Source organism: uncultured Roseicyclus sp. (genome assembly GCF_937892565.1).
Lineage (GTDB): Bacteria > Pseudomonadota > Alphaproteobacteria > Rhodobacterales > Rhodobacteraceae > Roseicyclus.
Window position 1 is genome coordinate 55,104 of the sequence record NZ_CALAHQ010000004.1, and the last position, 25,614, is coordinate 80,717.

Consider the following 25,614-nt stretch of genomic DNA (forward strand, 5'->3'; position numbering starts at 1 on the left):
GCGCATGCTGCACCGGCTTTCCCAGATTTATGTCGGGGGCGCGTGGCACGCGCCCTTGGGCCGCGACAAGATGGCATTCGAAAACCCCGCCACAGGCGCGGTATTGGGCCAACTGTCTCTGGGCGGGGCGGCCGATGCCGACCGTGCGGTAATGGCTGCGCGCGGGGCCTTTGACGGCTTTTCAGGCTGGCCCGTGGCCGATCGGATCGCGCTGCTTGAGGCGATCCTTTCCCGCTACACCGCACGCTTTGACGAGATCGCCGGGATCATGTCGACCGAGATGGGCGCACCCATCACGCAAGCGCGCAGCGCACAGGCCTGGGCGGGGCAGATCCATCTTGAAACCACCATCAAGGCCGCGCGCAGTTTCCATTGGGAAGAGGCGCGCGGCACGACCCGCATCATCCGCGAGGCGATCGGCGTTTGCGCGCTGATCACGCCGTGGAACTGGCCGATGAACCAGATCGTGTGCAAGGTGGCCCCGGCACTCGCGGCGGGCTGCACCATGGTCTTGAAACCCTCGGAGCTTGCGCCGCTGTCTGCGCTCTTGTTCGCCGAATTATGCGATGAGGCGGGCGTTCCAGCCGGCGTCTTCAACCTTGTCAATGGCACCGGCGCGGATGTCGGCGCGGCGCTTGCCGCCCATCCCGAGGTCGATATGGTCTCTTTCACCGGATCGACCCGGGCGGGTGTGGCGGTGGCGCAAGCCGCCGCGCCCACCGTCAAGCGCGTGGCGCAGGAATTGGGCGGAAAATCGGCCAATATCATCCTGCCCGGCGCCGATCTGGATGCGGCGGTTCAGGCCGGAACACTGGCCTGTTTCGGCAATACCGGCCAAAGCTGCGATGCGCCGACGCGGATGTTCGTGCCGATGGCACGAATGACCGATGCCTGCGCCGCCGCTCAGACAGCGGCCCACAGCGTGGTGGTGGGCGATCCTGCCGATCCGGCTGTCAGCATGGGTCCGCTGATCTCGGGCGCGCAGTTCCAAAAGGTTCAGGCGCTGATCGAAACCGGCATCTCCGAAGGCGCGCATCTGGTTGCGGGCGGGCCGGGACGCCCCGACGGCTGCGACACAGGCTGGTTCGTCCGCCCGACCGTCTTTGGCGACGTCACGCCCCAGATGACCATCGCGAGCGAGGAAATCTTTGGTCCCGTGCTGTCGATCATCGGCTATGACAGCGTCGATCACGCCGTCGAAATGGCCAATGACACGGTCTATGGGCTGGCCGCCTATGTCAGCGGTCCGCTGGATCAGGCGCGCAGCGTGGCGCGACGGCTGCGCGCCGGACAGGTCAATATCAACGGCCCCGACTGGGATACCTTCGCCCCCTTCGGCGGCTACAAGCAATCGGGCAATGGCCGCGAATATGCCGATTGGGGCATACACGACTTTTGCGAAATCAAGGCACTGGTGGGATACGGATCATGAATTACGGCTATATCGGTTTGGGCAATCTGGGCGGGCATCTGGCGGCAAGCCTGATCCGCGCGGGCCATCAGGTGACGGTCTACGACCGTGACCCCAGCCTTGCGGTGCGGCTTGCCGAAATGGGAGCAACCGTGGCCGGCAGCGCGGCCGAGGTCGCAGCGGCGACAGATCATGTGTTCACCTGCCTGCCCTCGCCTGCTGTCTCAGAACTGGTGCTGGCCGAGATCCTGCCAAAGATGAAACCGGGCGCCACATGGATCGAGAATTCGACCCTTGGCCGCGACGACATCGTGCGGCTGGGTGGGGTGGCCGCGGCCGCTGGTATCCGTCTGCTCGAGGCACCCGTGACGGGCGGCGTGCATCTGGCCGCGCGCGGCGAGATCACGGTGCTGGCGGGCGGTGACGCCGATCTGGTCGCGCTGCACCGTCCCGCGCTTGCGGTGATCGGCAACAGGCTGTTCCATATGGGCCCCCTGGGCAGTGCCGCGATCATCAAGGTGATCACCAACATGCTGGCCTTCATCCATCTGGTGGCCGATGGCGAAGCCTTGATGCTGGCCAAGCGTGGCGGGCTTGACCTCAAGACGGCGTGGGAGGCGATCACGGCCTCCTCGGGCAGTTCCTTTGTGCATGAGACCGAGGGGCAATTGATCCTGAACGGCAGCTACGACATCGCCTTTTCCATGGATCTGGCGCTCAAGGATCTGGGCTTTGCGATGGGCTTTGGCCGCGAATTCGGCGTGCCGCTGGATCTTGCCAGCATGACCAACCAGACCTTTCTCAAGGGCCGGGCCGTCTATGGCGGCGAGGCGCAATCGACCCAGATCGTCAAACTGCTCGAGGATGCGCTGGGCACCGATTTGCGCGCCGAGGGCTTTCCCGCGCGGCTGACCTGAACAGCGCTGCCCTGTCAGCACAGCCGGAATGGATGGCCGCCGCTCACCCAAAGACCAAGCCGCCATCCACGATCAGGTTCTGCCCCGTCACCGCGCGCGCCCAGGGTGAGGCGAAAAACAGCACCGCATCGGCCATCTCGGCCGGGGTGGTCACATGGCCAAGGGGCGTTTGGGCGGCCACGATGTCGAACACGAACTCGGGCGTGGCAGCACTTGCGTCCGTTGTGCGCAACAGCCCGCCCGAGACCATGTTGACCGTCACCCCCAAGGGTCCAAGTTCCTTGGCGGCCGTGCGCGTCAGCGCCAGCAGCGCGCCCTTGGCGGCCGTGTAGTCGTGATAGGGCACGACCGGATTTTGCATCAAATTCGTGCCGATGGTGATGACGCGCCCATAGCCTTGGGCGGCGAAATGGGGCCTGAGCGCCGTGATGCAGTGCAGCGCGCCGCCCACTGCGGTTTGCGCCTGTGCGGCAATCTCGGACCATGTCATCTGGTCGAGGCTGCGGCGCGCATCGCCGTTAAAGGCGAAATCGGCCAGCGCGTTATGGACCAGCACATCGGGCGCACCAAGCCGTGCGGTGATCTGCTCGACCATCGCCGCGACCGCTTCGGGATCGGTCACATCGGCCTGAAAGGCGGCTGTGCGGGGGCCAAGCGCGGCGGCCAAAGCATGGGCCGCCTCGCGGCTCTGGCGATAGTTGATCGCGACCCGCGCCCCTTCACGGGCAAAGGCGCGCGCGATGGCGCCACCCAAGCCCCGGCCCGCGCCGGTGACAAGAACGGTTTGATCGGCAAGCGAACGGGTCATGTGAGAGCATCCTTTTGAAAGGCGTGGAAATGATGGGTGGGGCCATGGCCAAGGCCCACATTCAGCGCATCGGCATGGGCGATCGCGCGGGCCACGTAATCCTTGGCCCGTGCTGCGGCCTGATCGAGGGAAAGCCCGTGGCCCAAGAAGCAGGCCAGCGCCGATGACAGCGTGCAGCCCGTGCCATGGGTCTTGCGGGTGATCTGGCGCGGGCCGGCCAACCAGGTGACCCCCCCTGGCCCCGCCAAAAGATCGGGACAATCGGCCCCCGGCAGGTGCCCGCCCTTGAGCAGCACCGCCCGTGGGCCCAAAGCCAAAAGCGCGCGGGCCTGTGCCTCCATCTGATCGCGGCTGATGGCCTCGGGCTGGCCCAAAAGATCGGCCGCTTCGGGCAGGTTCGGGGTGATGACCGTGGCGTGCGGCAAGACCGCGCGGAGCGCCGCCACCGCCGCGGCCAGAAGCAGGCGATCGCCGCTTTTGGCCACCATCACCGGGTCAAGCACGATGGGCACATCGAGCCCGTCCAGCGCGTTCATCACCGCGCGAATGATCGGCGGCGTGCCCAGCATGCCGATCTTGACCGCGTGAAGCGTGATATCGGCCCGGATCGCGGCGATCTGTGCCGTCACCATCGCGGGTTCGATCATCTGCACGGCGCGCACGCCTTGGGTGTTTTGTGCGGTCAGCGCCGTGATCGCGGCCATGGCGTAGCCGCCCGTCGCTGAAATTGCCTTGAGATCGGCCTGAATGCCCGCGCCCCCCGAGGGGTCGGACCCGGCGATCGACAGGATATTGGGGATCATGGCGTGTTCCATTCTTCAATCAGAGCGCGGGCAGCCGCCACCGGGTCGGCCGCGCGCGTCACCGCGCTGACCACGGCCATGCCGACGGCCCCTGCCCCGCGCAGCGCTGCCGCATCGCCGGGCCTGATCCCGCCAATGGCATAGCTTGGCACGGGCAAAAGCGCGGTGATGCGCGCCAGCCCCGCAAACCCGATGGGGGCGGCGTGGTCGGGCTTTGTCGGTGTGGCGCGCACCGGGCCCACGCCCGCATAATCGACGCAAGGGGGCACATGTCTGGCCTGTGCCTCGGTCTCGATCGACAGGCCAAGGATCATCCCCGGTGGCAGACGCCGACGGATCGCCACCGGATCGCCATCGCCTTGACCGATATGAAGCCCATGCGCGCCCACGGCCAGCGCCACCTCGACCCGGTCATTGACGATCAGGCACACGCCCAGCGCCGCCATCTCGGGCAAAAGCGCATGCACAAGCGCCGCGATCCGGGCATCGGGCGCGGTCTTGTCACGGATCTGGATGATCCGCGCCCCGCCCTTGGCCGCCGCCCGCACCTGATCTGGCACGGGCAGCGCAGCCTCTGGATCGGTCACGACGTAAAGCGGGCCCTTCATGCGCGTGTGATCCGCGCGCCCATGCTCAGATCCTCGGGCGTGATGGTGTAGAGCGCATCCAGAAAGGCGGCTTGAAACCCGCCGGGGCCAGTGGCGGCGTGCGCCGCGCGCTCGCCCGCAAGCCCGTAATAGGCCATGGCGGCAGCGGTTGCGCAAAGCGCGGGCTGGCCCACCAGAAACGCCGCGATCACACCGTTGAGCGAACAGCCCAAGGCGGTCACGCGCGGCATCAGCGCATGACCGTTGGCGACGTGATAGGCCGATACGCCATCGGTGATGTAATCGACCGGACCGGATACCGCCACGACAGCGCCCGTGCGCGCCGCCAGATCGCGTGCGGCCGCTTCGGCCGCCTCGACCGGATCGGCGGCGTCCGCGCCCCGCCCCTTGGCCCCGATCCCCGACAGGGCCAGGATTTCCGACGCATTGCCCCGGATCACATCGGGGCGCAACCGCATCAGCCGCGCGCAGACATCTTGCCGAAAGCGCGTGGCCCCCACCCCCACCGGGTCCAGCACCCAAGGCCGCCCCAAACCCGCCATGACGGCGGCGGCCGTCTCCATCGCCTCGGCCCATGGGGCGTCAAGCGTGCCGATATTGACGGTCAACGCCTGCGAAAGACCTGCGAACTCCGCCACCTCCTCGCGCGCATGGACCATGGCGGGCGACGCACCTGCGGCCAGCAGCACATTGGCCATGATGTTCATGGCGACGAAATTGGTGATGTTGTGCACCAAGGGCGCGGTGGCGCGCATCTGGTGCAAATGGTGGCCGGTCGTGTCCATCTTGTCCTCCCGCAGCTGGGGGGAGGCCGATGGCGGGCGCCTGCAGGCTTATGGCCCCGATGCACCCGGTCACGGACTCCCTACGCCAGCATGATCTGGTTCAGGTTCAAAGGGTGCTTCTCAGCCCGGACCCATGCCCGGACGCCCCCGTCACACGACAGGAATCATAGCCAAAGGCGGTCTTGTCAAGATGGCGAGATCAGGATGGATCAAAGGTCCAGCGATAACCGGGCGGGGTCGGGCCCTTGTTGCGGCCGCCTTGCTCGCGTTGCTCCCAGGCATGGGCCAGGATGCCGACCGACCGCGACAGGCCGAAAAACCCCCGCGCAAGCGGCGCGGGGCAACCCAGTTCGGCAAAGATCACGGCCGTGGCCCCATCGATGTTGAGCGCGACGGGCTTGCCCCGCTCACCCTCCAGATGCGCGCCGATGGCGCGCGCGATGCCGGCGAAACGGCCAGACACCGCCCCTTGCGCGGCGGCCGCATCGACCAACGCCAACAAGCGCGGGGCGCGCGGGTCGACGGGTTTGTGAAACCTGTGGCCAAATCCCGGCAGGTAGCGGCCATGTGTCGCCCGCCATTGATCCAGACCGCGCGCCAGATCATCGGCATCAGCCACGGCATGATACAGCGCCACCGCCTGTTCGCCCGCGCCCCCATGCACATCGCCCAGCATGTTCAGCCCCGTGGCCATGGCCGATTGCAGACCCACACCACAGGTCGCCGCCATGCGCGCCGCAGCAATGGAAGGGGCTTGCGGGCCATGATCGACCGCCGAAACCAGGGCCGCCTCGAACAGGGCCGCGCGCGGGCCTTCGATCTTGTCGCCCATCACCATCAGCCAGATCATCGGCGCAAAACCGATCGTGCCGATCAACTCTTGCACCGGATGACCGCGCAAGGTGATGCGCCCCGGTTCCATATCGATGATGCGGGTGCGCCACCAATCGGCGACATCGTTTGTGTCGGTCAAATCACGCCCTCCGCGCGCAGGGTTTGGATCTGCTCCGCGTCATAGCCAAGGCGCTGCAAGATGTCATCGCTGTGCTGGCCAAGGGCGGGGGGCGGGGCCGTCACGCTGGGGCGCGCGCCATCGATCATCGCCCCAAGCCGCACCAGATCGACCGCCCGGCCCAGGCCCGGCACATCGTCGAACCGACCGATGAAATCGCGGCTGGTGATCTGGGGATGGGCCAGGATCGCGGGCACGCTCATCACCGCGCCTGCCGGCACGCCGATGGTGGCCAATTGCTCGGCCCAGATCTCGGCGGGCCGCGTGGTCAGCACGCATTCAAGCTCGGCCCGCAGGCGGTGGCGGTTGCGCTTGCGATCCTCGCGGGTGGCGAAATCGGGGTTCTCACACAGATCGGCCCGCCCCAGATGGCGGGCCAGTGCAACCCATTGCTCATCGGTATTGGCGGCGATGTTGATGGGCGCATCGCGGCATTGAAAGGTTCCCGAGGGGGCGGATGTCGGGTTTTCATTGCCCTGCGGTTGCGGCGCGATGCCCCCCACCAGATGGTTCGACACCACCCACCCCATCGTCGCCAAGACAGCCTCGAGCATCGAGACATCGATGAAGGCGCCGCGCGGGCGGGCATTGAGCGCGGCCCCGATGGCCATGGCCGCCGTCAGCCCGCCGATCGTGTCGGCCAGCGGATAGCCCACGCGCAAGGGCGCGCTGGCGCTGTCGCCCGTGATCGCCATGACGCCTGCGGCGCCTTGCACGATCTGATCATAGGCAGGGCGGTCTGCCCATGGGCCGGTCTGACCAAAGCCCGAGATGGCGCAATAGATCAGCCGTGGGGTCAGGCCCCGCAGATGATCGGGCCCCACCCCCAGCCGATCCATCACGCCGGGGCGGAAGTTTTCGACCAGCACATCGGCGTCTGCCACCAGCCGTTCCAGAATCACGCGCCCGCGCGGATCCTTGAGATTGAGCGTGATCGAGGATTTCCCCGCATTCTGCGCCAGAAAGCTGATCCCCATGCCGCGTGCCGACAAGGCGGGATCGGCACCCAGATTGCGGGCCAGATCGCCGCGCCCCACAGCCTCGATCTTGATCACCTCGGCGCCCAGATGGGCAAGCTGCTGGCAGGCAAACGGCCCCGCCAGCACATTGGTCAGATCAAGAACCCGCACCCCTGCAAGGGGCGCGGTTGCGTCAGTCGCCATCGGCCACGCCCGCCGCCCTGAGCCGCGCCCGGCGCGCCCGATAGCTTGGCAGCACCACCAAAATGGCCGCAAGCACCAACAGACCCAAGGTCATCGGCCGATCGAGGATAAAGCCAAAGCCCTGATAAAGCTGCATCGCGCGGGCAAAATTATCCTCCATCATCGTGCCAAGGATGAACCCGATCAAAAGCGGCGCCAGCGGATAATCGGCAAAGCGCAAAATCGTTGCGATCACCCCGAAGCCCACCAGGATCAGCAGTTCGGTGGAATTGTTTTGCCCGATGTAGCTGCCCATCAAGGTGAAAAACAAGATGAAGGGGATCAGATACTGCCTTGGGATCGTGAGGATTTTTGCGATATAGGGGATCAGCGGCAAGTTCAGCATCAACAGCACCAGATTGCCGATATACATCGAGACGATGACCGCCCAGAACACGTCGGGCTCATCGACCATCAAGCGCGGGCCCGGTGTGACGCTCAGCGCCAGAAGCGCACCCAAAAGGATCGCGGTGGTCCCCGATCCCGGGATGCCCAAGGTCAACAGCGGCACGAAGGACCCGCTGCAAGCCGCGTTGTTGGCCGTCTCGGGTGCTGCCAGCCCCTTGATCGAGCCATGGCCGAATTCCTCTTGCTCCTTGCCCTTGGCCAGATTGCGTTCGACCGCATAGCCAAGGAACGAGGCGATGGTTGCCCCGGCGCCGGGCAGAACGCCGATAAAGAACCCTTGCAGCGATTGGCGCCCGATCACCGGGGCGATGGTGCGCGCCTCGGCGCGGCTGATGCGCAGATTGGTGATCTTGCCGCCGGCCCCGGTGGCCGCGCGGGCGGGGTTCATCACCAAAAACAGCGCCTCGGGCAGCGCAAACATCGCCATGGCCAGCGTGATGAAGGAAAAGCCCGATTGCAGCTCCATGATGCCAAAGGTGAAGCGCGGCATGTTCGAAAGCGCGCCCTCGCCCACCGTGCCCATCATCAGGCCAAGGATCGTCATCATCAGCGCCTTGCCGACCTGACCCGTGCCCGCAAAGGCCGCGATGGCCGACAGCCCCACCACCATCAGGGCGAAATATTCGGCCGAATGGAACAACAGCGCCACCGAGGACAAGGCGGGCGCAAAGATCATCAACAAGATCGTGCCGATCGTGCCGCCCGCGAAACTGGCAATGGCGGCAATGGTCAGCGCCTTGCCCGCCATCCCCTTGCGCGCCATGGGATAGCCGTCAAAGCTGGTGGCGACCGTGCCCGCGACCCCCGGCGCGTTGAGCAGGATGGATGATGTCGAGCCACCGAAAATCGCGCCGTAATAGACCCCCGACAGCAAGATCAGCGCCGAAGCGGGATCGCCGATGCTGATCGCCACCGGGATCATGATGGCGATGATCGACATCGGCCCCAGCCCCGGCAGCATCCCGATGACGGTGCCGATCACGCAGCCCAGCACGACCATCATCAGGTTGAAGGGCGTGACCGCAGCGGCCAGACCAAGCAGGAGACCTTCAAGCATCATGCGCCCTCCTCAGGCCAGAAAAGCCGGCCAAGGGCGCAGGAATATGCCCAGCACCTCCTGCACCAGATACCAGATCGACCACGCAGCCAGCGCGGATACGGGGATCAGGATGTGGAACTTGCGCTCGCCAAGGATCATCGCGCCCAGCATGAGAAACAGGGTCGTCGAGCCCAGAAACCCGAGCGGGCGCAATGTCATCGCATAGCCGATCATCAAGACCACCAGCGCCAGCGCCGGGATGATCTGATAGTCGCGCAGCCGGGTGATATCCATCGTGCCATCCGACGTGGCGGTGGGCTTGGGGGAATTTGCGGATCTGGGCGCAAACAGCACCATCATGCCCACGATGATGCCCGCAACCGTCAGCATCTTGGGGAAGGTCGAGGGCCAGATCGGATTGCGCCGCAAGATCGGCGGCAAGCTGTCATCCATCGTGAAAAAGGCGGCATAGCCATACACGCAGCACAGCGTGATGAAGGCCAGCGCGACCCAGCGATCCAGCGCCATGGTCATCCCTCCCGGGGTTGGGGATCGGTTCAGGCAAAGAGGGCCGGACTGCGCCCTGTCGCGCGGCAGCCCGGCCCAAGCAGGGGGCGCCGCGCCAAAGGCGGGCGCCCCCCCTTGTGGGTCAGAGGAAGCCAAGCTGGCGCATCAGATCGCCAAGCTGCGTTTCCTGCGCCTCGAGGAATTCGGTGAATTCCGCGCCGGGACGCCAGATGTTGACCAGACCCATGCTGGCGCGGGTGGCTTCCCATTCCGGGGTTTCCAGCATCGCCGCCAGCAGCGCCTGATAGGCTTCGACCTTGGCCGCATCCATGCCGGGGGCGGCAAAGAAACCGCGCCAGTTGACGAACTGCGCGTCGATCCCCTGTTCGACAAAGGTCGGCGTGTCGGCCGACGCGGGCACGCGCTCGGGCGCGGTCACGCCCAGAATGCGCACGACACCTTGCGCCGAAAGGGCAATGGCCTCGGAAAAGCCGGTGGACAGCGCGTCGATCTCGCCCGACAGAAGGCCCGCCATCGCTTCGCCGCCGGCATCATAGCCGACATAGTTGAAGGCGGTCGGATCCTCGCCCGCGGCCTGCATCACGATCGCGGCCACAAGGTGATCCATGCCACCCGGAACGGAACCGCCGCCAATGGCAAAGCCGATCCCGTCGGCGCGATACATCGCCAGCGCCTCTTCCATCGTGGTGATGGGGCTGTCGGCGGTCACCACGAGGGCCGCGTAATCGCCTACGGTGCCCGCCACGGGGGTCAGATCCCGGAAGCTTTGGGAAATCTCGCCGGTCAGCGCGCGGATCACGATGGGGGTCGAATTGACCATCAAGGTGCCATCGCTCGAGGCCGCATTTTCGATCAGGCTTGCAATGGCCACGCCGCCGCCGCCGCCCGACAGGTTTTCATAGGTCACCGTGCCCAACAGGCCCGCCGCGACCAGCGCGTCGCCCGTGCCGCGCGCGGTGCCATCCCAGCCGCCGCCGGCGCCGCCGGGGATCAGGAAATGAACAGCTTCCATCATCGGCTGTGCCTTTGCCACGCCCGAAACGGCCAAAGTTGCAGTTGCCGCAGCCAAAAGCGCGCGGCGGGTCCACCCAAAGGTGTTCATGATCGTCCTCCCGTTTGACAGGCGGTCCCGTGCCGCCCATTCTGCGACACGATCACGACAAGCTGACAGAAGCCTGACAGGGGAAAACGCCGTCCGGCGGGGCGGCTGAGCAAGGGGGGGGTGATGCGGTATCTTCTGGTCGAGGACAATCAGGAACTGGCCGAAGCCGTGATCGGCCGGCTGGTGCTTGATGGTCATGCCGTGGATCATGCAGCAACCCTGTCGGAGGCCGAGGATTGTCTGGCTGTGGCCAGTTATGACCTTATCTTGCTTGACGTGATGCTGCCCGATGGCGATGGGCGCGTCTTTCTGGCGCGCAGCCGAACCCGCCTTGAGACGCCCGTGATCGTTCTGACCGCGCGCAGTCAGGTCTCTGACCGGGTGGGCGCGCTCGATCAGGGGGCCGATGACTACATCACCAAGCCATTCGATTTCTCGGAGTTGGAGGCACGCTGCCGGGCGGTGCTGCGCCGCCGTGGGGGGGCGGCGCGCAACCAGATCAGCCTGGGCGCGTGCGTGTTCGACGCGCTCTCGGGCACGCTCAGCCGCGGCGATACCGTGCTGGAGCTGAAGAACCGCGAAATTCGCCTGCTCGAGGTTTTTGCCCGCCATCCGGGACAGATCCTGTCGAAAGCGCATCTGATGGATCGGTTGTTTTCCTATGACACCGCCGTTACCGAAAACGCGATCGAGGTCTATGTGGGCCGCTTGCGCCGCCGGATCGAGGCGGTGGGCCTGAGGATCGAAACGGTGCGCGGTCTGGGCTACCGGATCGAAACGGGGGCCGCGTGACGCCGACAGGTTCGATCGGGCGTCGTCTGACGCTGTTGCTGGCGGGGGTGGCTGCCCTTTTGTCGTTCCTGAGCTGGAGCCTTGTCACCGGGCTGGCGCGCGAAGCGGCCGAACGCACGCAAGACAATGTGCTTGTGGCATCGGCCACCACCATCGCCGAGACACTGCGCAGCGAACAGGGCGAGGTGCGGCTGGAACTGCCCTATTCCGCCTTTTCGATGCTGGACGCCATCGGTGAGGACCGGGTGTTTTATCGGGTCACGGCGGCGGGGGCGCTGTTGACCGGCTACGCCGATCTGCCCGACCCCGACAAGGCGCTCTTGCCCGGGCGGGTGCATTTCCAGACCGGCGATTATTCTGGCGAAGCAATCCGCATGGTCGCGGTGCAGCGCGTGGTTCTGGCGGGCGCACAGCCGGTGCCCGTCACGGTGACGGTCGCCCAGACCCGGCAAGGCGTCGATGAGATCGCGACCGAGATGTCGCGGCTGGCTGCGGCCTTGTCGGTGGGGTTTTTCGTCGTCGCCGTCGGTCTGTCGGCGATTGCCGCGCGCACATCGCTGCGCCCGCTCAACGAAATCGCGGCAGCCGTGTCGCGGCGCGGCCCCTCTGATCTGCGGCCGCTGCGGCGGGCGGCCCCGGCGGAGCTGGCCCCGCTGATGAGCGCGCTGAACCGGCTGATGGACCGGCTTGGGCAATCGATCCGCCGTTCCGAGGATTTCATCGCCGAGGCCGCCCACCGCGTGCGCACGCCGCTGGCCACCGTGCGCGCACAGGCCGAAATTGCATTGCATACCATCAGCGACGAGACCGAGCGCCAAAGGATGCGTGGCATTATCCGGGCGGTGGATGAAAGCTCTCGGTCGGCGGGGCAATTGCTGGACCACGCCACCGTCGCCTTTCGCGCCGATGATCTGGCGCGCGATCCGATCGATCTGGCCGACTTGGCCCGACAAACCGCCGCCACGCTCGAAGCGACGGCCGCTTTGCGCGATATCCGACTGCATCTTGATCTGGTTCCGGTGGCGGTTGCGGGCGATGCGGTGTTGCTCGACAGCGCGTTGCGCAATGTGCTGGACAACGCGATCAAGTATTCGCCCGAGGACACGACCGTCACCATCACCTTGACCACAGTGGGCAAGATGGGCCGCATCACCATCACCGATGAGGGGCCGGGCCTGGGCGATGGACCGACCGAGATGCTGACCGAACGGTTTCGCCGGGGCGCAAACACCGCCGGGATCGTCGGGTCGGGGCTGGGCCTGACCATCGCGCGCGACGTGGTCGTGGCCCATGGCGGGCATCTGGATCTGCAACATGGCGAACATGGGAGGGGCGCATGCGTATCCTTGGTCTTGCCCTTGGCCTGATCCTTGGGCTGGCTGGGCCGGTTCTGGCCTTTGAGGTCGAGGAACAGCGGTTCTACCCCGGCACGGGCACGCGGGTGCTGCGCATCATCTCGACCGCCGATCTGGCGGTGTTCACGCCCTATCTGCTGGCGTTTCAGCAACAGCGCCCCGACATCGGGATCGATTACACCGTCACCTCATCGGCCGATCTGGCCGCAGCGATCCGCGATGGCGCGCCCTTTGATCTGGCGTTGTCATCGGCGATGGATCTGCAATTCCAACTGGCCAATGACGGGTTCGCGCGCAGCTATCGCTCGCCCATCACCGCCGATCTGCCCGATTGGGCGCGCTGGCGCGACCTGATCTTTGCCTTCAGCGCCGAACGCGCGGTCGTGGTGGTCAATGCCGAACGCATCGCGGGGCTGCCGCTTCCGGCGACACGCCAGGAACTGATCGCGCTGTTGCGCGACCATCCGCAGCGCTTTCATGGCGCGGTCGGCACCTATGATGTGCGCGAGAGCGGGCTGGGATATCTCTTTGCCACCAAGGAAACCCGGTCAACCGACGTCTATTGGCGACTGGCCGAGGTGATGGGGCGGCTTGACCCACAGCTTTACTGCTGCTCGGGCCAGATGATCGATGATGTGGCGACGGGGCGTCTGGCGGTCGCCTACAACGTGCTTGGAAGCTATGCCGCCGAGCGGTTGGCGCGGGATTCCGGCGGGCGGGTGCAAATCCTGCGGATGGAGGATTTCGAGAATATCATGCTGCGCACCGCGATCATTCCGCGCATGGCCCAACAGGTAGAGGCAGCCGGCGCGCTGATCGATCTGTTGCTGGAAACCGGGCTAAGGACCACGGCTGACGACTGGCCCCTGCCCCCTCTGGGACAGTCGGGCGGCGTGGATGAGGCAGGGTTCAGCCCGATCCGGCTGGGCCCCGCGCTGATGGTCTATCTCGATCCGCTGAACCGGCGCGCCTTTCTGGCCGAATGGGAAAATGCCATGGAACAGCGCTAGGCGCGGGGCCAGACCATGGCGCCCGCCGGCACGCGTGAGCAACGCGTGCCGGGCATGCGGAACCTGTCAATGGGCGTAATCGGGGCTTTCCGTATCAAGCACCAAGCGCATGCCGCGCATGAAATCAGCCTCGGCCTGGGGGTCGCCCTCTTGCTGGCGGGCGGTGATCTCGGCCACCTCGGGCGAGAGCTCGCGCAAGGGCCGCCCGGTCGACAGCGCGATGATATAGGTCCGCACGGCGCGCTCGAAATAATACATCCGCATGAAGGTTTCCGCGACCGTCTCGCCGATCACCAGCACCCCGTGATTGCCCATCACCATGGTGCGGATCGAGGGATCCTGGAACATCTGCGCGCAGCGCGTGCCTTCTTGCTCAAGGGCCAGACCACCGTAGTGTTCATCGATCACGATGCGGTTGTGAAACATCGCCGAGCTTTGATCGATGGGCGGCAAACGGCTGTCGGCCAGGCTGGCCAGAACCGTGGCATAGGTCGAATGCACATGCATGGCACAGCGTGCATGCGGCACATGGCGGTGCAGGCTGGCATGCAGACCCCAGGCGGTCGGATCGGGGGCATCGTGGCCCTTGGCGGTGTCCGGGTCGTTGGCGTCGATCACCCACAGATCCGAGGCGCGGATGCGGCTGAAATGGCGGCGCGGATTGATCAGGAATTGCGTGCCATCGGCGTTGACCGCCATCGAGAAATGATTGGCAACCCCTTCGTTCATCCCTTCGCGCGCGGTCAGGCGAAAGGCGGCAGCCAGATCGGCACGGGTCTCAGAATGGTCCATGATCGCTCCCTTGGTTGGTGACCTGCATCAGGCTAACCGGGCCAAGACGCTGCGTCCATCCCGAAGCCATGCGGGCCAACCCCCCGGCCCATGGCAGCGGGACAGAAAAATTATCTCATTAATTCAGATATTTGATTGAATTCTTTCCGCAACCGAACCGACACCATCCGGTTGCGATCAATATAATGATCACCGTCAATGAATCATCCGCATCTTGAGTCAAAGTCATCTCACGACCTCCACCTGTGCCCGAAACGGGCTTTGGCCATTCGCCGGATGTGGGCTTTGCCCCGCAAGGGCGGAGCCTTGGCCGAGGCCCGGTCGCAGCACGCCCCTTTGGCCCGGATGGGCCAGATTGTCAGGAAACGAGGATGCCCATGACCCCGATCACAGCCACCACGACCCCCGCGCCCGTCCTTCGGCCGATGGCCTTTTGCAGCGATCCGGACCGGATCACGCTGGTCACGGGGGGGGCGGGTTTTCTGGGCTCGCATCTGTGCGCCCGCTTGCTCGACATGGGCCACCGGGTGATTGCTGTCGACAACCTGTCGACCGGGCGGCGCAGCAATGTGGCGCATCTGGAACAGACCGGGCGCTTCGAACTGATCGAACACGACATCATCGCGCCTGTGGAAATCGATGGCCAGATCGGGGCGATCTACAATCTGGCCTGCCCTGCCTCGCCGCCCAAGTACCAGCGTGATCCGGTGCATACCTTTCGCACCTCGATCGATGGGGCGCAAAACATGCTGGATCTGGCGCTCAAGCACGATGCGCGCATCTTGCAGGCCTCCACCTCCGAGGTCTACGGCGACCCCGAGCTTTCGCCCCAGCCCGAAAGCTATTGCGGCGCGGTCAACACCTATGGCCCCCGAGCGTGCTATGACGAGGGCAAGCGCGGCGCCGAGACGCTGTTTTACGAATATGCCCACCGCTTTGGCGCGGACACGCGCATCGCGCGCATCTTCAACACCTATGGCCCGCGTATGGATGCCGAAGACGGGCGCGTGGTGTCGAACTTCGTGGTTCAGGCGCTCTGCGGACAAGACATCACCATCTATGGCAGCGGGCGGCAGACACGGTCCTTTTGCTATGTCGATGATCTGATCGAAGGTCTGATCCGGTTGATGGCGGCCGACATCGGCTTTGGCGGGCCTGTCAATCTGGGCAATCCGCGCGAATTCACCGTGCTGGAACTGGCACAGCTGGTGCTGGACAAGACGCAATCGAGCTCGCAACTGCGCTACCTGCAGGCGCTGCCCGACGATCCGCGCCAGCGCCGCCCCGATATCACGCGGGCGCAGATGGTGCTGGGCTGGCAGCCGACCGTCAGCCTGAACGACGGGCTTGACCGGATGATCGCGCATTTCGCCGAGACCTTGGGCACCCCCAAGGAAGTGGTGCTGTCATGAGCGATCGGCCAGCCATTCTGGTGACAGGCGGCGCGGGGTTCATCGGCGCGCATGTGTGCAAGGCACTGGCGGCGGCGGGCTACAGGCCGGTGGTTTACGACAATCTGTCCACCGGGCATGCCGCGAATGTGCGCTGGGGGCCATCGGTCTTTGCCGATGTGCGTGACCGCGCAACGCTCAGCGACACCATCTTGCGCCATGACATCGCGGCGGTGCTGCACTTTGCGGCATCGGCCTATGTGGGCGAGTCGGTCAAAGACCCCCTGAAATACCACGACAACAACATCGGCGGCATGATCGGCCTGCTCGATGCGTGCCGCCAGACGGGGTTGCGACGGGTGGTCTTGTCGTCGAGTTGTGCCACCTATGGGCATGCGGGCCCCGGGCCGATCGTGGAAAGCACGCCGCAGGTGCCGATCAACCCCTATGGCTTTACCAAGCTGGCTTGCGAACGGATGCTGCTTGACCATGTGGCCGCCCATGGCATGCAGCCCGCGATCTTGCGCTACTTCAACGCGACGGGTGCCGATCCCGCCGGTGAGTTGGGCGAGGCCCACAGCCCCGAGACGCATCTGATCCCGCTGGCCTTGCTGGCGGCGTCGCGCCGGGGCCCGCCCCTGGCGGTGTTCGGCACCGATTACGATACGCCCGACGGAAGCTGCATTCGCGACTATATCCATGTCGATGATCTGGCGCGCGCGCATGTTCTGGCGCTTGGTCATCTGATGCAAGGGGGCGGGCCGCTGACGCTCAATCTGGGCAGCGGCCGCGGCGTGTCGGTTCTACAGGTTCTGGACGCCATCGCCCGTGTGACGCGGCGCGTCGTGCCCTTTCGCACCCAACCGCGCCGCGCAGGCGACCCCGCGACGCTGGTGGCCGACCCCAGACTGGCGGCGGCCAGGCTTGGCTTTGTGCCGCGGTTCCAGGACATCGACACGATCATCGCCCATGCGGCCCCCTGGTTCGGCCATGAGGTGCGCCATGCAGCGACGGCTTGATCCCGCCCTTCTGGCCTCGGTGCTGACCGGGGGCATGCGCGCACGCTATCTGGCGATCACCGCGCTCTGGGGCCTGAGTGTGGCGTGGTTCTGGCTGTGGTGGCTGGATCCCGGCCATGTGGCCAGCCCCTTGGGCTATGCCTTGTCAACGCTGGCCTTGGGCTGGATCTATGGGTTGCAGCTGTATTTTGTGGCGGTGTTTCTGGGCGCCAAGCGTTCGGCCGCGCCGGCCCCCCGGCCGGGCGCGTTCCGCGTGGCGATGGTGGTGACGAAAACCCCGTCCGAGCCACTTGCCGTGCTGATCCCCACGCTCAGCGCGATGTTGGCGCAAGACTATCCCCACGACACATGGCTGGCCGATGAAGACCCCGATGATCTGACGCGGGCATGGTGCGCGCGCCATGGCGTCAAGATCTCAAGCCGCAAGACCGATCCGCGATACCACAACCCGGCATGGCCCCGCCGCAGACGCTGCAAGGAGGGCAATCTGGCCTATTTCTACGATCATTGGGGCTATCGCGATTATGACATCGTGGCCCAGCTTGACGCCGATCATGTGCCCGGGCCGGGCTATCTGCGCGAAATGGTGCGCCCCTTTGCCGATCCGGCCGTGGGCTATGTCAGCGCGCCTTCGATCTGTTCGGCCAATGCCGATGCCAGTTGGGCCGCGCGGGCGCGGCTGCAATCAGAGGCGGCGTTTCATGGCGTGTTCCAGCTTGGCTATACGGGCAGCCTTGCACCGATGTGCATCGGGTCGCACTACGCGGTGCGCACGGCGGCGCTCAAGGCGGTGGGCGGGCTTGGCCCGGAACTGGCCGAGGATCATTCGACCTCGATGATCCTGAACGCGGGCGGCTGGCGCGGGGTGCATGCGATGGACGCCATCGCCATCGGCGACGGGCCGCGCACACTGGCCGACATGGTCACACAGGAATTCCAGTGGTCGCGCAGTCTGGTGGCGCTGCTCTTGACGCATACGCCGCGCTATCTGCGGGCCTTGCCCTGGCGGCTGCGGTTCCAGTTTCTGTTTTGTCAGGCGCTCTATCCGATGCTCGCGCTCAGTGCGGCGCTGATCTATGCCCTGCCGATTGCCGCGCTGTGGTTCGATCAGCCCTATGCCCATGTCACCTATGCCGGGTTTCTGGGCCACAGCCTGCCCACGGTGGCGGCGATCACGCTCTTTGCATGGCAGATCCGGCGCGATGGGCTGTTCCGGCCGCAAGATGCACGCGTGATCAGTTGGGAAAAGGCGCTGTTCTTGCTGGTGCAATGGCCCTGGGTCGCGTGGGGCTGCATCATGGCGCTGCGTGACCGGGTGACGGGGCGCTTTGTGGATTTCCGCATCACGCCCAAGGGCGCCGACAGCGCCGCCCCTTTGCCCTATCGGATCCTTGCGGTCTATGGCGTATTGCTGATCGGCGCGGTGGCGCCTGTGCTGATCCTTGACCGGGTCGAGGATGCGGCGGGCTTTTACCTGTTATCGGCCCTGAACGGGTTATTCTATGCGGCCATACTCTGGGTCGCGGTCTTGGGCCATATCCGCGAAACCGGGCTGGCGCGGGGGCCGCATCGCTGGTGGCGCGAGATGCGCCCGCATCTGGGCACCGCCGGGCTGGGGGCCGTGCTTGTGGTCTCGGCCATATCGCTGCGCGCGGCCGAAGGCGTGCATGCGCTGACGTATGGCACGGGCCTGACCGCGCTGACACGCACCGAATTCATCGTCTCGGGTGCCGCCAGCGGGGCCGAGGTTGGCGCCGCACGCATCCGGTTCAACACCCCATCTCTGACCTGGCCCCGCGCGGCCACCCCCGAAAAGGAGACCCCCGATGCTACCCCCTAGCAGCATGCCGTTCTTCCTTCAGCGCCGGACGATGGTGCTTGGCACGATAGCCGCAGGTGCGGCAAGTGCCTTGTCCTTGCGGCCCTCGCCCGGCTCCGTGCCGCCCGGCACGATCCCCTTTGGCGCCTATGACCCCGGTGGCGATTTCGCCGACGAAACCGATTTCGTGATCGAACACCTGTTCTTGCCCTGGGAAGATGTGGCGATCAGTTCGCTCTTTGACGCCGACCGCTACGCCCGCGACCGCAACCGCGCGCTTTTGGTCACGCTTGAGCCATGGACATGGTCGCGCAGCGAGCGCAACACACCCGCAGCGCTGCGTCGTGGCATCCGCGATGGCGCCTATGACGCCACGATGCGATCCATCTGCAATGTGCTGGCCGCCTTGGAAAGCCCGCTGACATTGCGCTGGGGCCACGAGATGGATGACGACAACGGCCAGTTCATCTGGGCTGGCTGGCAGCCAGATGACTACATCGCCGCCTATCGGCGCATAACCGATATCGCCCGTGAAACGGTGCCCGGCATCAATCTGATGTGGTCACCCTTGGGCGATGCGGGGATGGAGGCCTATTATCCCGGCGATGATCATGTCGATCTGACCGGGCTGACGGTCTTTGGATTGCAAGCATGGGACCGGGCCAAATACGGCCGCGACCGCAGCTTTGGGGAAATCCTTGGGCCCCGCTACGACCGCGCCGCGACCTTTGGCAAACCGGTGGTGGTGGCAGAGCTGGGCTATAGCGGCGATGCCGCCTATCTGGCCGCGTGGGACCGCGATGTGCGCAGCCTGGCCACCAGCTTTCCCACCCTGGTGGGCGTGGTCTATTTCAACTACCCCGAGGTCTATGACTGGCCCGAGGATTTCGGCCGCCCCGATTGGCGGGTCAATGAGCGGTTGATCGCGATGTCGAGCTGATCGCAACACACGATCGGCAGGGTTTCGCTGATCGAACTTTGCCGGGCAAGATTTTGACCCCGCGCGGATTTCACAAGGATCCGCGCGGGCTGTTCCCGTTGCGCCTGTCGCTGTGGGTTGGGTGGGTTTGACGGCCCTGTGTCCGCGTGCCAGCTAAGGTGCGCGGCGCAGCCATGCAGCGGGCCACGGCCCCTGCCCCGGTCGGTGCTGCACAGCGCGGGCAAGGGGGCTCATTGACATGACATTTTTCACACGATCCGCCATGGCGGCACTTTGCCTTGCGGTGATGGCGTTGCAATCGGCGGCGCTTGCCCACAGCCCCCGCCCGCCAGAGGCCGGCGCGACACAGGCCCCGCCCCCGCGCCAAGGCGGCGGTCGCCCGGTGCAGTTCGACTGGCTGGCCAATCGCCCCGATCCGGCCGCGCGCGCCCCGCGCCCCTCGGCAAGACAGATGCGCGCACCGGGTCACGGCACGTATATCTGTTCGGCGGCGGGCTTTGGCGCCATGTCGCGTTGCACCGAACGCTAAGCCCACAGGGTGCGTTGACTTGCGCCTTGGCGCGGTGCAATCTGCGATCTCAGATCAAGGATGGCGGCGTCAAAGGGCGGATATGCAGCAGTTTCTGGCGGCCATCAACGGTGCAGAGCCATCGCCGCTTCAGCGCGACAGCCTGCAACAGCAGATTTACGACCGCTTGCATGCCGGGCTGATCGCAGGCGCCTTTCGCCCCGGTGAGGCGATCTCCAGCCGCGGGCTTGCCCAGCAACTGTCCGTCAGCGCGATGCCCGTGCGCGAGGCCTTGACGCGGCTGACCGCCGAAGGGGCGCTGGAACTGACCGCCAGCCGCACGCTGCGGGTGCGGGTGCTTTCGCGCGAAGATTTCGATGAGGTGACGGCCATTCGTACCCGGCTGGAAGGCATGGCCGCCCAACGCGCGGGGGAACAGTTTGATGGCGCCGACATCGCCCGCATCCGCGCGCTGCATGCCGATCTGGCGCAGGCCGCCGATCACGGCGATGCCGACCGCTATCTGGCCGCCAATGCAAGCTTTCACGCCGGCATCTATGCCGCCGCGCGCTGGCCGCTCTTGCTGGGCATGATCCAGCGGCTCTGGCTGATCGTGGGCCCGTCGATCCGCGCCAGCGTGCCCGATCAGGGGCATGTCAGCCGCTCGATGGGGCATCATGACGCCATGGTGGCGGCCATGGCGCTGCGCGATGCCACGGCGCTGCGGGCGGCCATTCTTGACGACATCACCACCGCCGCCCGCGACATCCGCGCCACCCTGGTCGGCGCGGGAACGGCCGCCGCAACCCACCGCCAAAAGGAAGAGACCGCGAAATGAACATCCTTCGCTCCCTGACGCCGCCGCCGGGTCTGCGGGTTGTGATCACCGCAGGCGCGGCCGGGATCGGTCAGGCCATCGCGCGCGGCTTTCTGGAGGCGGGCGGGGCGGTCCATGTCTCGGATATCGATGCCGGGGCGGTGGCGCAGGCGACGCAGAATGGATGCATCGGCACGGTCTGTGATGCCGCCGACCCGGACCAGTCGCGCGCACTATTTGAGCAAGCCCGCGCGGCGATGGGCGGGCTTGATGTGGTGATCGCCAATGCCGGCATCGCCGGGCCGACCGTCGGCATCGCCGATGTCGATGAGGCCGCGTGGGACCGCACGCTCGAGGTGAACCTGCGCGGCGCCTATCTGGCGGCGCGGTTTGGCGCCCCCGATCTGATCGCCAGCCGCGGCAGCTTCATCGCCATCTCGTCGGTCGCAGGGCGAATGGGCTTTGCGCTGCGCACGCCCTATGCGGCGTCGAAATGGGGCGTTGTGGGGCTGGTCAAAAGCCTTGCGGTGGAACTGGGCCCGCAAGGGGTGCGGGCAAATGCGATCCTGCCCGGCATTGTGCGCGGCCCGCGCATCGAACGCGTCATCGCCGCACGCGCCCAGCACCTTGGCCAAAGCCATGCGGAAACCGAAAAGCAGACCCTTGAAAAGGTCTCGCTCCGCCGCATGGTCGCGCCCGAGGACATCGCGGCGATGTGCCTGTTTCTGGCAGCACCCGCTGGGGCCAACATCACCGGCCAAAGCTTGAGCGTATGCGCCGGCGTGGAGGGGTTGTGATGCGCCCCGACCCCATCGCGGTGATCGGCGCGGGGCTGATCGGTTCGGCCTGGGCCTTTGGCTTTGCGCGCGCGGGCCACCCGGTCACGCTCTGGGATCAATGGCCAGAGGCCGCGCAGGCGGCACACGCCCGCGTGACCGAAATTGCCACCGACATGCAGGCCGCTGGGCTGCTGGACGGGCAAACGCCCGCGCAGGTGGCGGCGCGTGTGACGCTGGCCCCCGATCTTGAAACATGCGTGAAGAACGCCCTTCATGTCCAAGAAAACGTTTCTGAAAATGTCGATGTCAAGCGCGCGGTCTTTGCCGCCCTTGATGCCGCGGCGCTTCCCGATGCGGTCCTGGCAAGCTCTACCTCGGCGCTTCTGCCCTCCAGCTTCACCGAAACGCTCAAGGGCCGCGCGCGCTGTCTGGTGGCCCACCCGATCAACCCCCCCAGCCTGATCCCTGCGGTGGAAATCGTGCCCGCCCCATGGACGGGTGCCACCGCAATGGACCGCTGCGCCGCCACCATGGCGGGGATCGGCCAAAAGCCCATCCGCATGGCGCGCGAGATCGACGGCTTCATCATGAACCGGCTGCAAGGCGCGCTGTTGCAAGAGGCGATGCGCCTTGTGGCCGATGGCATCGCAACGCCTGAGGATATCGACACCGGCATCCGCGACGGGCTTGCGCCGCGCTGGTCGCTGTGCGGCCCGTTCGAGGCGATCGATCTGAACGCGCCCGGCGGCGTGCGCGATTATGTGGCCCGCTACGGGCCGATGTATCGCATCATCGGCGCGCGTCAGACGACGCTCCCCGATTGGGAGGGCGCAACGCTCGACCGGATCGAGGCCGCGCGCCGTGCCGCGCTGCCGCTTGCCGATCTGCCCAAGGCACAGACCCGCCGCGACCGGCGCCTGATGGCCTTGATGGCGCATTTTCGCCGCGAAACACCCCAAAGCTGACCCCAGAGCCGACCCAAGGAAAGGGACCGCCCCCATGGCCGCCAAAACCCGCAAAGTGATCATCTCCTGCGCCGTGACGGGCGCGATCCACACGCCGTCAATGTCGCCGCATCTGCCGGTGACGCCACAGGAAATCATCGCCGACGGGCTGAAGGCCGCCGAAGCCGGGGCCACGATCCTGCATCTGCATGCGCGCGACCCCGAAACGGGCCGCCCGACGCAAGACCCCGACGCATTCCGGGCCTTCTTGCCGCAACTCAAACAGGCCACGGGCGCGGTTCTGAACCTGACCACGGGGGGCTCGCCGCATATGAGCGTGGCCGAACGCATGCGCCCGGCCGCAGACCTCAAGCCCGAGGTGGCATCGCTCAACATGGGGTCGATGAATTTCGGGCTCTACCCGATGCTCGACCGCTTCAAGGAATTCCGCCATGATTGGGAACGGGCGCATCTGGAAAACAGCCGCGATCTGGTGTTCAAGAACACCTTTGCCGATATCGAGCATATCTTGCGCATCGGCAACGCCAACCACACGCGCTTCGAATTCGAGTGCTATGATACCAGCCATCTCTACAATCTTGCCCATTTTGTCGATCGCGGTCTGGTCAGGGCGCCCTTTCTGGTACAGACGGTCTTTGGCCTTTTGGGCGGGATCGGCGCCCACCCCGAGGATGTGGCGCATATGAAGCGCACCGCCGACCGGCTGTTTGGCGATGCCTATGTCTGGTCGGTGCTGGGGGCGGGGCGCAACCAGATGCCGGTCGCAGCCCTTGCCGCCGCCCAAGGGGGCAATGTGCGTGTGGGGCTGGAGGATTCGCTCTGGATCGCGCCGGGGCGGCTGGCCGAAAGCAATGCCGATCAGGTGCGCAAGGTGCGCGAGATCCTGACCGGCCTCAGCCTCGAGGTGGCCAGCCCGGATGAGGCGCGCCAGATGCTCGATCTGAAAGGGGCGGATGGTGTCGCCTTCTGATCGGGGTCCGGTGATGGTCACGGGCGGCAGGCGGGGCATGGGGGCCGCAACGCTGTGCCGCGACGTGCAATCGCGCCGGGTCGGAAGGGCCGATGAAATCGCCCAAGCCGTGGTCTGGCTGTTGTCGGATACGGCCAGCCATGTCACCGGCACCATCGTCGAGATCTCGGGCGGGCGCTGACGGGCGCCCCGTTGCTAGCCAATGACCGGACGGATGCTGCGCGGGGCCAGCACAACGCCATCGGGCAAGCACGCGCTGAGCACGACGCCCTGAACCTCAAGGCTGTAGCTGTCAAGCGTGATGCCCCGGCGGCGATATTTGGCGCGCTTGACATACCATTCTTGCAAAAGCGGCTTGATCAGCGCGGGCAACAGCGGCGAAGTCTCGGGGCGGAACTGTCCGGTCGCGATACCTTGCGCGATCACATCGGTAAAGAAACGCTCGGTCAGCATTTCGCTGTCCACGGCCATGCGGCGTTCGGCGGGGGGGAAATTCTTGGCCTCCATGAAGGCAAAGGTGAACCATGGCAACAGCGCCTCGGTCAGGCGCAGATGGGTATCGATCAGCCATGTCAGATGCGCAACCGCATCTTGCGTCACTGCCTCGGGCGGGGACGACAGAACGCGCTGCACAAGATCGGCCACCTCGGCCAGGATCATTTTCAAGAGCGTCGTCTTGCTGTCGAAATAGGCATAAAGCCCCCCCGCCGACAGCCCCGAGGCTTGCGACAGATCGCGCAGCGACATCGCCTGAAACCCGCCGCGGTTCGACAGATCAAGGGCCGCCTCCAGGATGCGGGCAAGCCGCGGCACGGCCACGGCGGGCTTGCGCACGCTGATCGTGTCGTGATGGCGCGCCAGAATGGAGCGGCACAATTCCTCGATCGTGGGCATCGCCACAATGGCGCCCGGCACAGGGTCAGGGGTTGGGCTGGCTTTGATCATCGATACACCTTGGTCCAGGCAGGAATCTGTTGCCAAATTCGGGGTCGGTGTCTACCAGTATCTATCGAACGATCGCTCGAAAAGGAAGGGAGGCCTTGACGACCGTGTCGCAGATTGCCGCCAATCCATGGCCCGGGCTGACCGGGAAAACCGCACTTGTGACGGGCGCGTCGTCTGGGCTGGGCGCGCATTTCGCGCGGCTTCTGGCGCGGGAGGGGGTCATGGTCACGCTCGCCGCGCGGCGGATGGATCCGATGGTGGCGCTCACCGCCGAGATCACCGCTGCGGGCGGCACGGCCGAGGCGCTGGGGCTCGACGTGGGCGATACCGACGCGGTCGAACGGGTTCTTTCCGGGCGCCGATTCGACATCCTGGTCAACAACGCCGGCATCGGCGATGCCGGTTCGGCGCTTGAACAGACCACAGCCCAGATCGACGCCATGCTCGACGTCAACCTAAAGGGCGCCTTCCACGTGGCCCGGGCGGTGGCGGCGGGGATGCGCGACGCGGGCGGGGGCGCGATCGTGAACATCGCCTCGATCCTCGCCCATCGGGTGACGGCACGCACCGCAGCCTATGCTGCATCCAAGGCCGGGCTTCTGCATCTGACCCGCGCGCTGGCGCTGGAATGGGCGCGCCACGGCATCCGGGTCAACGCGCTCTGCCCGGGCTACATCGAAACCCCGATCAACGCCGATTTCTTCGCGACCGAGGCCGGGGCGACGCTGATCCGGCGCATCCCGCAGCGGCGGCTGGGCCGACCCGAAGATCTTGATGGGGCGCTCCTGCTGCTCGTCTCGGATGCGGGCCGCTACATCACGGGTGCCGATATCGTGGTCGATGGCGGCCATCTGGTCACCTCACTCTGAGCGGCTGAACGCAGGGAACC

General features: G+C 65.9%; 26 protein-coding genes, 1 pseudogene and 1 riboswitch. Of the genes and pseudogenes, 16 read left to right on the top strand and 11 right to left on the bottom strand.

What is annotated here, in order from left to right; all coding sequences use genetic code 11:
- Positions 1-4 precede the first annotated feature (4 nt).
- Both Q0094_RS00370 and Q0094_RS00375 read left to right on the top strand, forming a co-directional pair.
- Positions 5-1,432, top strand: a complete 1,428-nt coding sequence (locus tag Q0094_RS00370) for an aldehyde dehydrogenase family protein (RefSeq protein WP_297614032.1) — start codon at positions 5-7, stop codon at positions 1,430-1,432.
- Positions 1,429-2,328 carry an NAD(P)-dependent oxidoreductase gene (locus tag Q0094_RS00375; protein ID WP_297614034.1) on the top strand — a complete coding sequence of 300 codons (900 nt, stop codon included), beginning with the start codon at positions 1,429-1,431 and terminating at the stop codon, positions 2,326-2,328. The genes Q0094_RS00370 and Q0094_RS00375 overlap by 4 nt, the downstream gene beginning before the upstream one ends.
- A 43-nt stretch (positions 2,329-2,371) precedes the next feature.
- Here Q0094_RS00375 and Q0094_RS00380 read toward each other — a convergent pair whose 3' ends face one another.
- From Q0094_RS00380 to Q0094_RS00420, 9 genes are all read right to left on the bottom strand, one after another.
- Positions 2,372-3,136, bottom strand: coding sequence for a 3-oxoacyl-ACP reductase (locus Q0094_RS00380; protein WP_297614036.1), 765 nt, complete (start codon positions 3,134-3,136; stop codon positions 2,372-2,374).
- Positions 3,133-3,939, bottom strand: coding sequence for a bifunctional hydroxymethylpyrimidine kinase/phosphomethylpyrimidine kinase (gene thiD / locus Q0094_RS00385; protein ID WP_297614038.1), 807 nt, complete (start codon positions 3,937-3,939; stop codon positions 3,133-3,135). Before thiD ends, Q0094_RS00380 begins: the two co-directional genes overlap by 4 nt.
- Positions 3,936-4,547, bottom strand: coding sequence for a thiamine phosphate synthase (gene thiE / locus Q0094_RS00390; RefSeq protein ID WP_297614040.1), 612 nt, complete (start codon positions 4,545-4,547; stop codon positions 3,936-3,938). The genes thiD and thiE overlap by 4 nt, the downstream gene beginning before the upstream one ends.
- The gene (thiM, locus tag Q0094_RS00395; protein ID WP_297614042.1) at positions 4,544-5,332 is read right to left on the bottom strand and encodes a hydroxyethylthiazole kinase; all 789 of its coding nucleotides are present in this window, start codon (positions 5,330-5,332) and stop codon (positions 4,544-4,546) included. The genes thiE and thiM overlap by 4 nt, the downstream gene beginning before the upstream one ends.
- A gap of 60 nt (positions 5,333-5,392) precedes the next feature.
- A riboswitch (TPP riboswitch) is annotated at positions 5,393-5,491 on the bottom strand.
- A gap of 40 nt (positions 5,492-5,531) precedes the next feature.
- The gene (locus tag Q0094_RS00400) at positions 5,532-6,305 is read right to left on the bottom strand and encodes a citryl-CoA lyase (RefSeq protein ID WP_297614044.1); all 774 of its coding nucleotides are present in this window, start codon (positions 6,303-6,305) and stop codon (positions 5,532-5,534) included.
- Entirely contained in the window at positions 6,302-7,507 is a 1,206-nt protein-coding gene (locus tag Q0094_RS00405; protein ID WP_297614046.1) for a CaiB/BaiF CoA-transferase family protein, read from the bottom strand. Before Q0094_RS00405 ends, Q0094_RS00400 begins: the two co-directional genes overlap by 4 nt.
- On the bottom strand, positions 7,497-9,011 hold the full coding sequence (locus Q0094_RS00410) for a tripartite tricarboxylate transporter permease (RefSeq protein ID WP_297614048.1): 1,515 nt from the start codon (positions 9,009-9,011) through the stop codon (positions 7,497-7,499). The genes Q0094_RS00405 and Q0094_RS00410 overlap by 11 nt, the downstream gene beginning before the upstream one ends.
- 12 nt (positions 9,012-9,023) lie before the next feature.
- Entirely contained in the window at positions 9,024-9,521 is a 498-nt protein-coding gene (locus tag Q0094_RS00415; RefSeq protein WP_297614050.1) for a tripartite tricarboxylate transporter TctB family protein, read from the bottom strand.
- A gap of 121 nt (positions 9,522-9,642) precedes the next feature.
- Positions 9,643-10,623, bottom strand: coding sequence for a tripartite tricarboxylate transporter substrate binding protein (locus Q0094_RS00420; RefSeq protein ID WP_297614052.1), 981 nt, complete (start codon positions 10,621-10,623; stop codon positions 9,643-9,645).
- A gap of 123 nt (positions 10,624-10,746) precedes the next feature.
- On the opposite strand from Q0094_RS00420, the gene Q0094_RS00425 reads away from it, so the two are divergent.
- Genes Q0094_RS00425 through Q0094_RS00435 form a run of 3 tightly spaced genes read left to right on the top strand, consistent with a single transcriptional unit; the run spans position 10,747 to position 13,780 of the window.
- Positions 10,747-11,415 carry a response regulator transcription factor gene (locus Q0094_RS00425; RefSeq protein WP_297614054.1) on the top strand — a complete coding sequence of 223 codons (669 nt, stop codon included), beginning with the start codon at positions 10,747-10,749 and terminating at the stop codon, positions 11,413-11,415.
- Positions 11,412-12,782, top strand: a complete 1,371-nt coding sequence (locus Q0094_RS00430; protein ID WP_297614056.1) for a sensor histidine kinase — start codon at positions 11,412-11,414, stop codon at positions 12,780-12,782. The genes Q0094_RS00425 and Q0094_RS00430 overlap by 4 nt, the downstream gene beginning before the upstream one ends.
- A complete protein-coding gene (locus tag Q0094_RS00435; protein ID WP_297614059.1) occupies positions 12,752-13,780 on the top strand; it encodes a substrate-binding domain-containing protein in 1,029 nt (342 codons plus the stop codon). The genes Q0094_RS00430 and Q0094_RS00435 overlap by 31 nt, the downstream gene beginning before the upstream one ends.
- A gap of 66 nt (positions 13,781-13,846) precedes the next feature.
- Here Q0094_RS00435 and Q0094_RS00440 read toward each other — a convergent pair whose 3' ends face one another.
- Positions 13,847-14,572: a class II aldolase and adducin N-terminal domain-containing protein gene (locus Q0094_RS00440; RefSeq protein ID WP_297614061.1), complete on the bottom strand. Its 726-nt coding sequence runs from the start codon at positions 14,570-14,572 to the stop codon at positions 13,847-13,849.
- A 425-nt stretch (positions 14,573-14,997) separates the two neighbouring features.
- Between Q0094_RS00440 and Q0094_RS00445 the strand changes: the two genes are divergently transcribed.
- The 10 genes and pseudogenes from Q0094_RS00445 to Q0094_RS14450 all read left to right on the top strand — a co-directional run.
- The gene (locus Q0094_RS00445) at positions 14,998-15,984 is read left to right on the top strand and encodes a UDP-glucuronic acid decarboxylase family protein (protein ID WP_297614123.1); all 987 of its coding nucleotides are present in this window, start codon (positions 14,998-15,000) and stop codon (positions 15,982-15,984) included.
- Positions 15,981-16,982: a UDP-glucose 4-epimerase GalE gene (galE, locus tag Q0094_RS00450; RefSeq protein ID WP_297614063.1), complete on the top strand. Its 1,002-nt coding sequence runs from the start codon at positions 15,981-15,983 to the stop codon at positions 16,980-16,982. Before Q0094_RS00445 ends, galE begins: the two co-directional genes overlap by 4 nt.
- Positions 16,966-18,822 carry a glycosyltransferase family 2 protein gene (locus Q0094_RS00455; protein ID WP_297614065.1) on the top strand — a complete coding sequence of 619 codons (1,857 nt, stop codon included), beginning with the start codon at positions 16,966-16,968 and terminating at the stop codon, positions 18,820-18,822. Before galE ends, Q0094_RS00455 begins: the two co-directional genes overlap by 17 nt.
- Positions 18,809-19,741 carry a glycoside hydrolase family 26 protein gene (locus Q0094_RS00460; RefSeq protein ID WP_297614067.1) on the top strand — a complete coding sequence of 311 codons (933 nt, stop codon included), beginning with the start codon at positions 18,809-18,811 and terminating at the stop codon, positions 19,739-19,741. Before Q0094_RS00455 ends, Q0094_RS00460 begins: the two co-directional genes overlap by 14 nt.
- A gap of 238 nt (positions 19,742-19,979) precedes the next feature.
- The gene (locus Q0094_RS00465; RefSeq protein WP_297614070.1) at positions 19,980-20,270 is read left to right on the top strand and encodes a hypothetical protein; all 291 of its coding nucleotides are present in this window, start codon (positions 19,980-19,982) and stop codon (positions 20,268-20,270) included.
- A gap of 82 nt (positions 20,271-20,352) precedes the next feature.
- A complete protein-coding gene (locus Q0094_RS00470; RefSeq protein WP_297614072.1) occupies positions 20,353-21,087 on the top strand; it encodes a GntR family transcriptional regulator in 735 nt (244 codons plus the stop codon).
- Entirely contained in the window at positions 21,084-21,863 is a 780-nt protein-coding gene (locus tag Q0094_RS00475; protein ID WP_297614074.1) for an SDR family oxidoreductase, read from the top strand. Before Q0094_RS00470 ends, Q0094_RS00475 begins: the two co-directional genes overlap by 4 nt.
- Positions 21,863-22,810: a 3-hydroxyacyl-CoA dehydrogenase gene (locus Q0094_RS00480; RefSeq protein WP_297614076.1), complete on the top strand. Its 948-nt coding sequence runs from the start codon at positions 21,863-21,865 to the stop codon at positions 22,808-22,810. The genes Q0094_RS00475 and Q0094_RS00480 overlap by 1 nt, the downstream gene beginning before the upstream one ends.
- Positions 22,811-22,844: 34 nt before the next feature.
- The gene (locus tag Q0094_RS00485; RefSeq protein ID WP_297614078.1) at positions 22,845-23,780 is read left to right on the top strand and encodes a 3-keto-5-aminohexanoate cleavage protein; all 936 of its coding nucleotides are present in this window, start codon (positions 22,845-22,847) and stop codon (positions 23,778-23,780) included.
- A 73-nt stretch (positions 23,781-23,853) separates the two neighbouring features.
- A pseudogene (locus Q0094_RS14450) lies at positions 23,854-23,961 on the top strand (SDR family oxidoreductase); the annotation flags it as partial.
- A gap of 14 nt (positions 23,962-23,975) precedes the next feature.
- Here the strand turns inward: Q0094_RS14450 and Q0094_RS00495 are convergent.
- The gene (locus Q0094_RS00495; RefSeq protein ID WP_297614083.1) at positions 23,976-24,725 is read right to left on the bottom strand and encodes a TetR/AcrR family transcriptional regulator; all 750 of its coding nucleotides are present in this window, start codon (positions 24,723-24,725) and stop codon (positions 23,976-23,978) included.
- Positions 24,726-24,829: 104 nt separating this feature from the next.
- Between Q0094_RS00495 and Q0094_RS00500 the strand changes: the two genes are divergently transcribed.
- On the top strand, positions 24,830-25,594 hold the full coding sequence (locus tag Q0094_RS00500) for an SDR family oxidoreductase (RefSeq protein WP_297614125.1): 765 nt from the start codon (positions 24,830-24,832) through the stop codon (positions 25,592-25,594).
- Positions 25,595-25,614: the final 20 nt, after the last annotated feature.

Bases quoted from the DNA above. Each gene is read 5' to 3' on its own strand.
- Q0094_RS00405 (WP_297614046.1), bottom strand. From the start codon at position 7,507: ATGGCGACTGACGCAACCGCGCCCCTTGCAGGGGTGCGGGTTCTTGAT.
- Q0094_RS00480 (WP_297614076.1), top strand. From the start codon at position 21,863: ATGCGCCCCGACCCCATCGCGGTGATCGGCGCGGGGCTGATCGGTTCG.
- Q0094_RS00420 (WP_297614052.1), bottom strand. From the start codon at position 10,623: ATGAACACCTTTGGGTGGACCCGCCGCGCGCTTTTGGCTGCGGCAACT.
- thiE (WP_297614040.1), bottom strand. From the start codon at position 4,547: ATGAAGGGCCCGCTTTACGTCGTGACCGATCCAGAGGCTGCGCTGCCC.
- galE (WP_297614063.1), top strand. From the start codon at position 15,981: ATGAGCGATCGGCCAGCCATTCTGGTGACAGGCGGCGCGGGGTTCATC.
- Q0094_RS00485 (WP_297614078.1), top strand. From the start codon at position 22,845: ATGGCCGCCAAAACCCGCAAAGTGATCATCTCCTGCGCCGTGACGGGC.
- Q0094_RS00380 (WP_297614036.1), bottom strand. From the start codon at position 3,136: ATGACCCGTTCGCTTGCCGATCAAACCGTTCTTGTCACCGGCGCGGGC.
- Q0094_RS00435 (WP_297614059.1), top strand. From the start codon at position 12,752: ATGCGTATCCTTGGTCTTGCCCTTGGCCTGATCCTTGGGCTGGCTGGG.
- Q0094_RS00460 (WP_297614067.1), top strand. From the start codon at position 18,809: ATGCTACCCCCTAGCAGCATGCCGTTCTTCCTTCAGCGCCGGACGATG.
- Q0094_RS00375 (WP_297614034.1), top strand. From the start codon at position 1,429: ATGAATTACGGCTATATCGGTTTGGGCAATCTGGGCGGGCATCTGGCG.
- Q0094_RS00415 (WP_297614050.1), bottom strand. From the start codon at position 9,521: ATGGCGCTGGATCGCTGGGTCGCGCTGGCCTTCATCACGCTGTGCTGC.
- Q0094_RS00425 (WP_297614054.1), top strand. From the start codon at position 10,747: ATGCGGTATCTTCTGGTCGAGGACAATCAGGAACTGGCCGAAGCCGTG.
- Q0094_RS00440 (WP_297614061.1), bottom strand. From the start codon at position 14,572: ATGGACCATTCTGAGACCCGTGCCGATCTGGCTGCCGCCTTTCGCCTG.
- Q0094_RS00410 (WP_297614048.1), bottom strand. From the start codon at position 9,011: ATGCTTGAAGGTCTCCTGCTTGGTCTGGCCGCTGCGGTCACGCCCTTC.
- Q0094_RS00470 (WP_297614072.1), top strand. From the start codon at position 20,353: ATGCAGCAGTTTCTGGCGGCCATCAACGGTGCAGAGCCATCGCCGCTT.
- thiD (WP_297614038.1), bottom strand. From the start codon at position 3,939: ATGATCCCCAATATCCTGTCGATCGCCGGGTCCGACCCCTCGGGGGGC.
- Q0094_RS00445 (WP_297614123.1), top strand. From the start codon at position 14,998: ATGGCCTTTTGCAGCGATCCGGACCGGATCACGCTGGTCACGGGGGGG.
- thiM (WP_297614042.1), bottom strand. From the start codon at position 5,332: ATGGACACGACCGGCCACCATTTGCACCAGATGCGCGCCACCGCGCCC.
- Q0094_RS00455 (WP_297614065.1), top strand. From the start codon at position 16,966: ATGCAGCGACGGCTTGATCCCGCCCTTCTGGCCTCGGTGCTGACCGGG.
- Q0094_RS00475 (WP_297614074.1), top strand. From the start codon at position 21,084: ATGAACATCCTTCGCTCCCTGACGCCGCCGCCGGGTCTGCGGGTTGTG.
- Q0094_RS00465 (WP_297614070.1), top strand. From the start codon at position 19,980: ATGACATTTTTCACACGATCCGCCATGGCGGCACTTTGCCTTGCGGTG.
- Q0094_RS00370 (WP_297614032.1), top strand. From the start codon at position 5: ATGCTGCACCGGCTTTCCCAGATTTATGTCGGGGGCGCGTGGCACGCG.
- Q0094_RS00495 (WP_297614083.1), bottom strand. From the start codon at position 24,725: ATGATCAAAGCCAGCCCAACCCCTGACCCTGTGCCGGGCGCCATTGTG.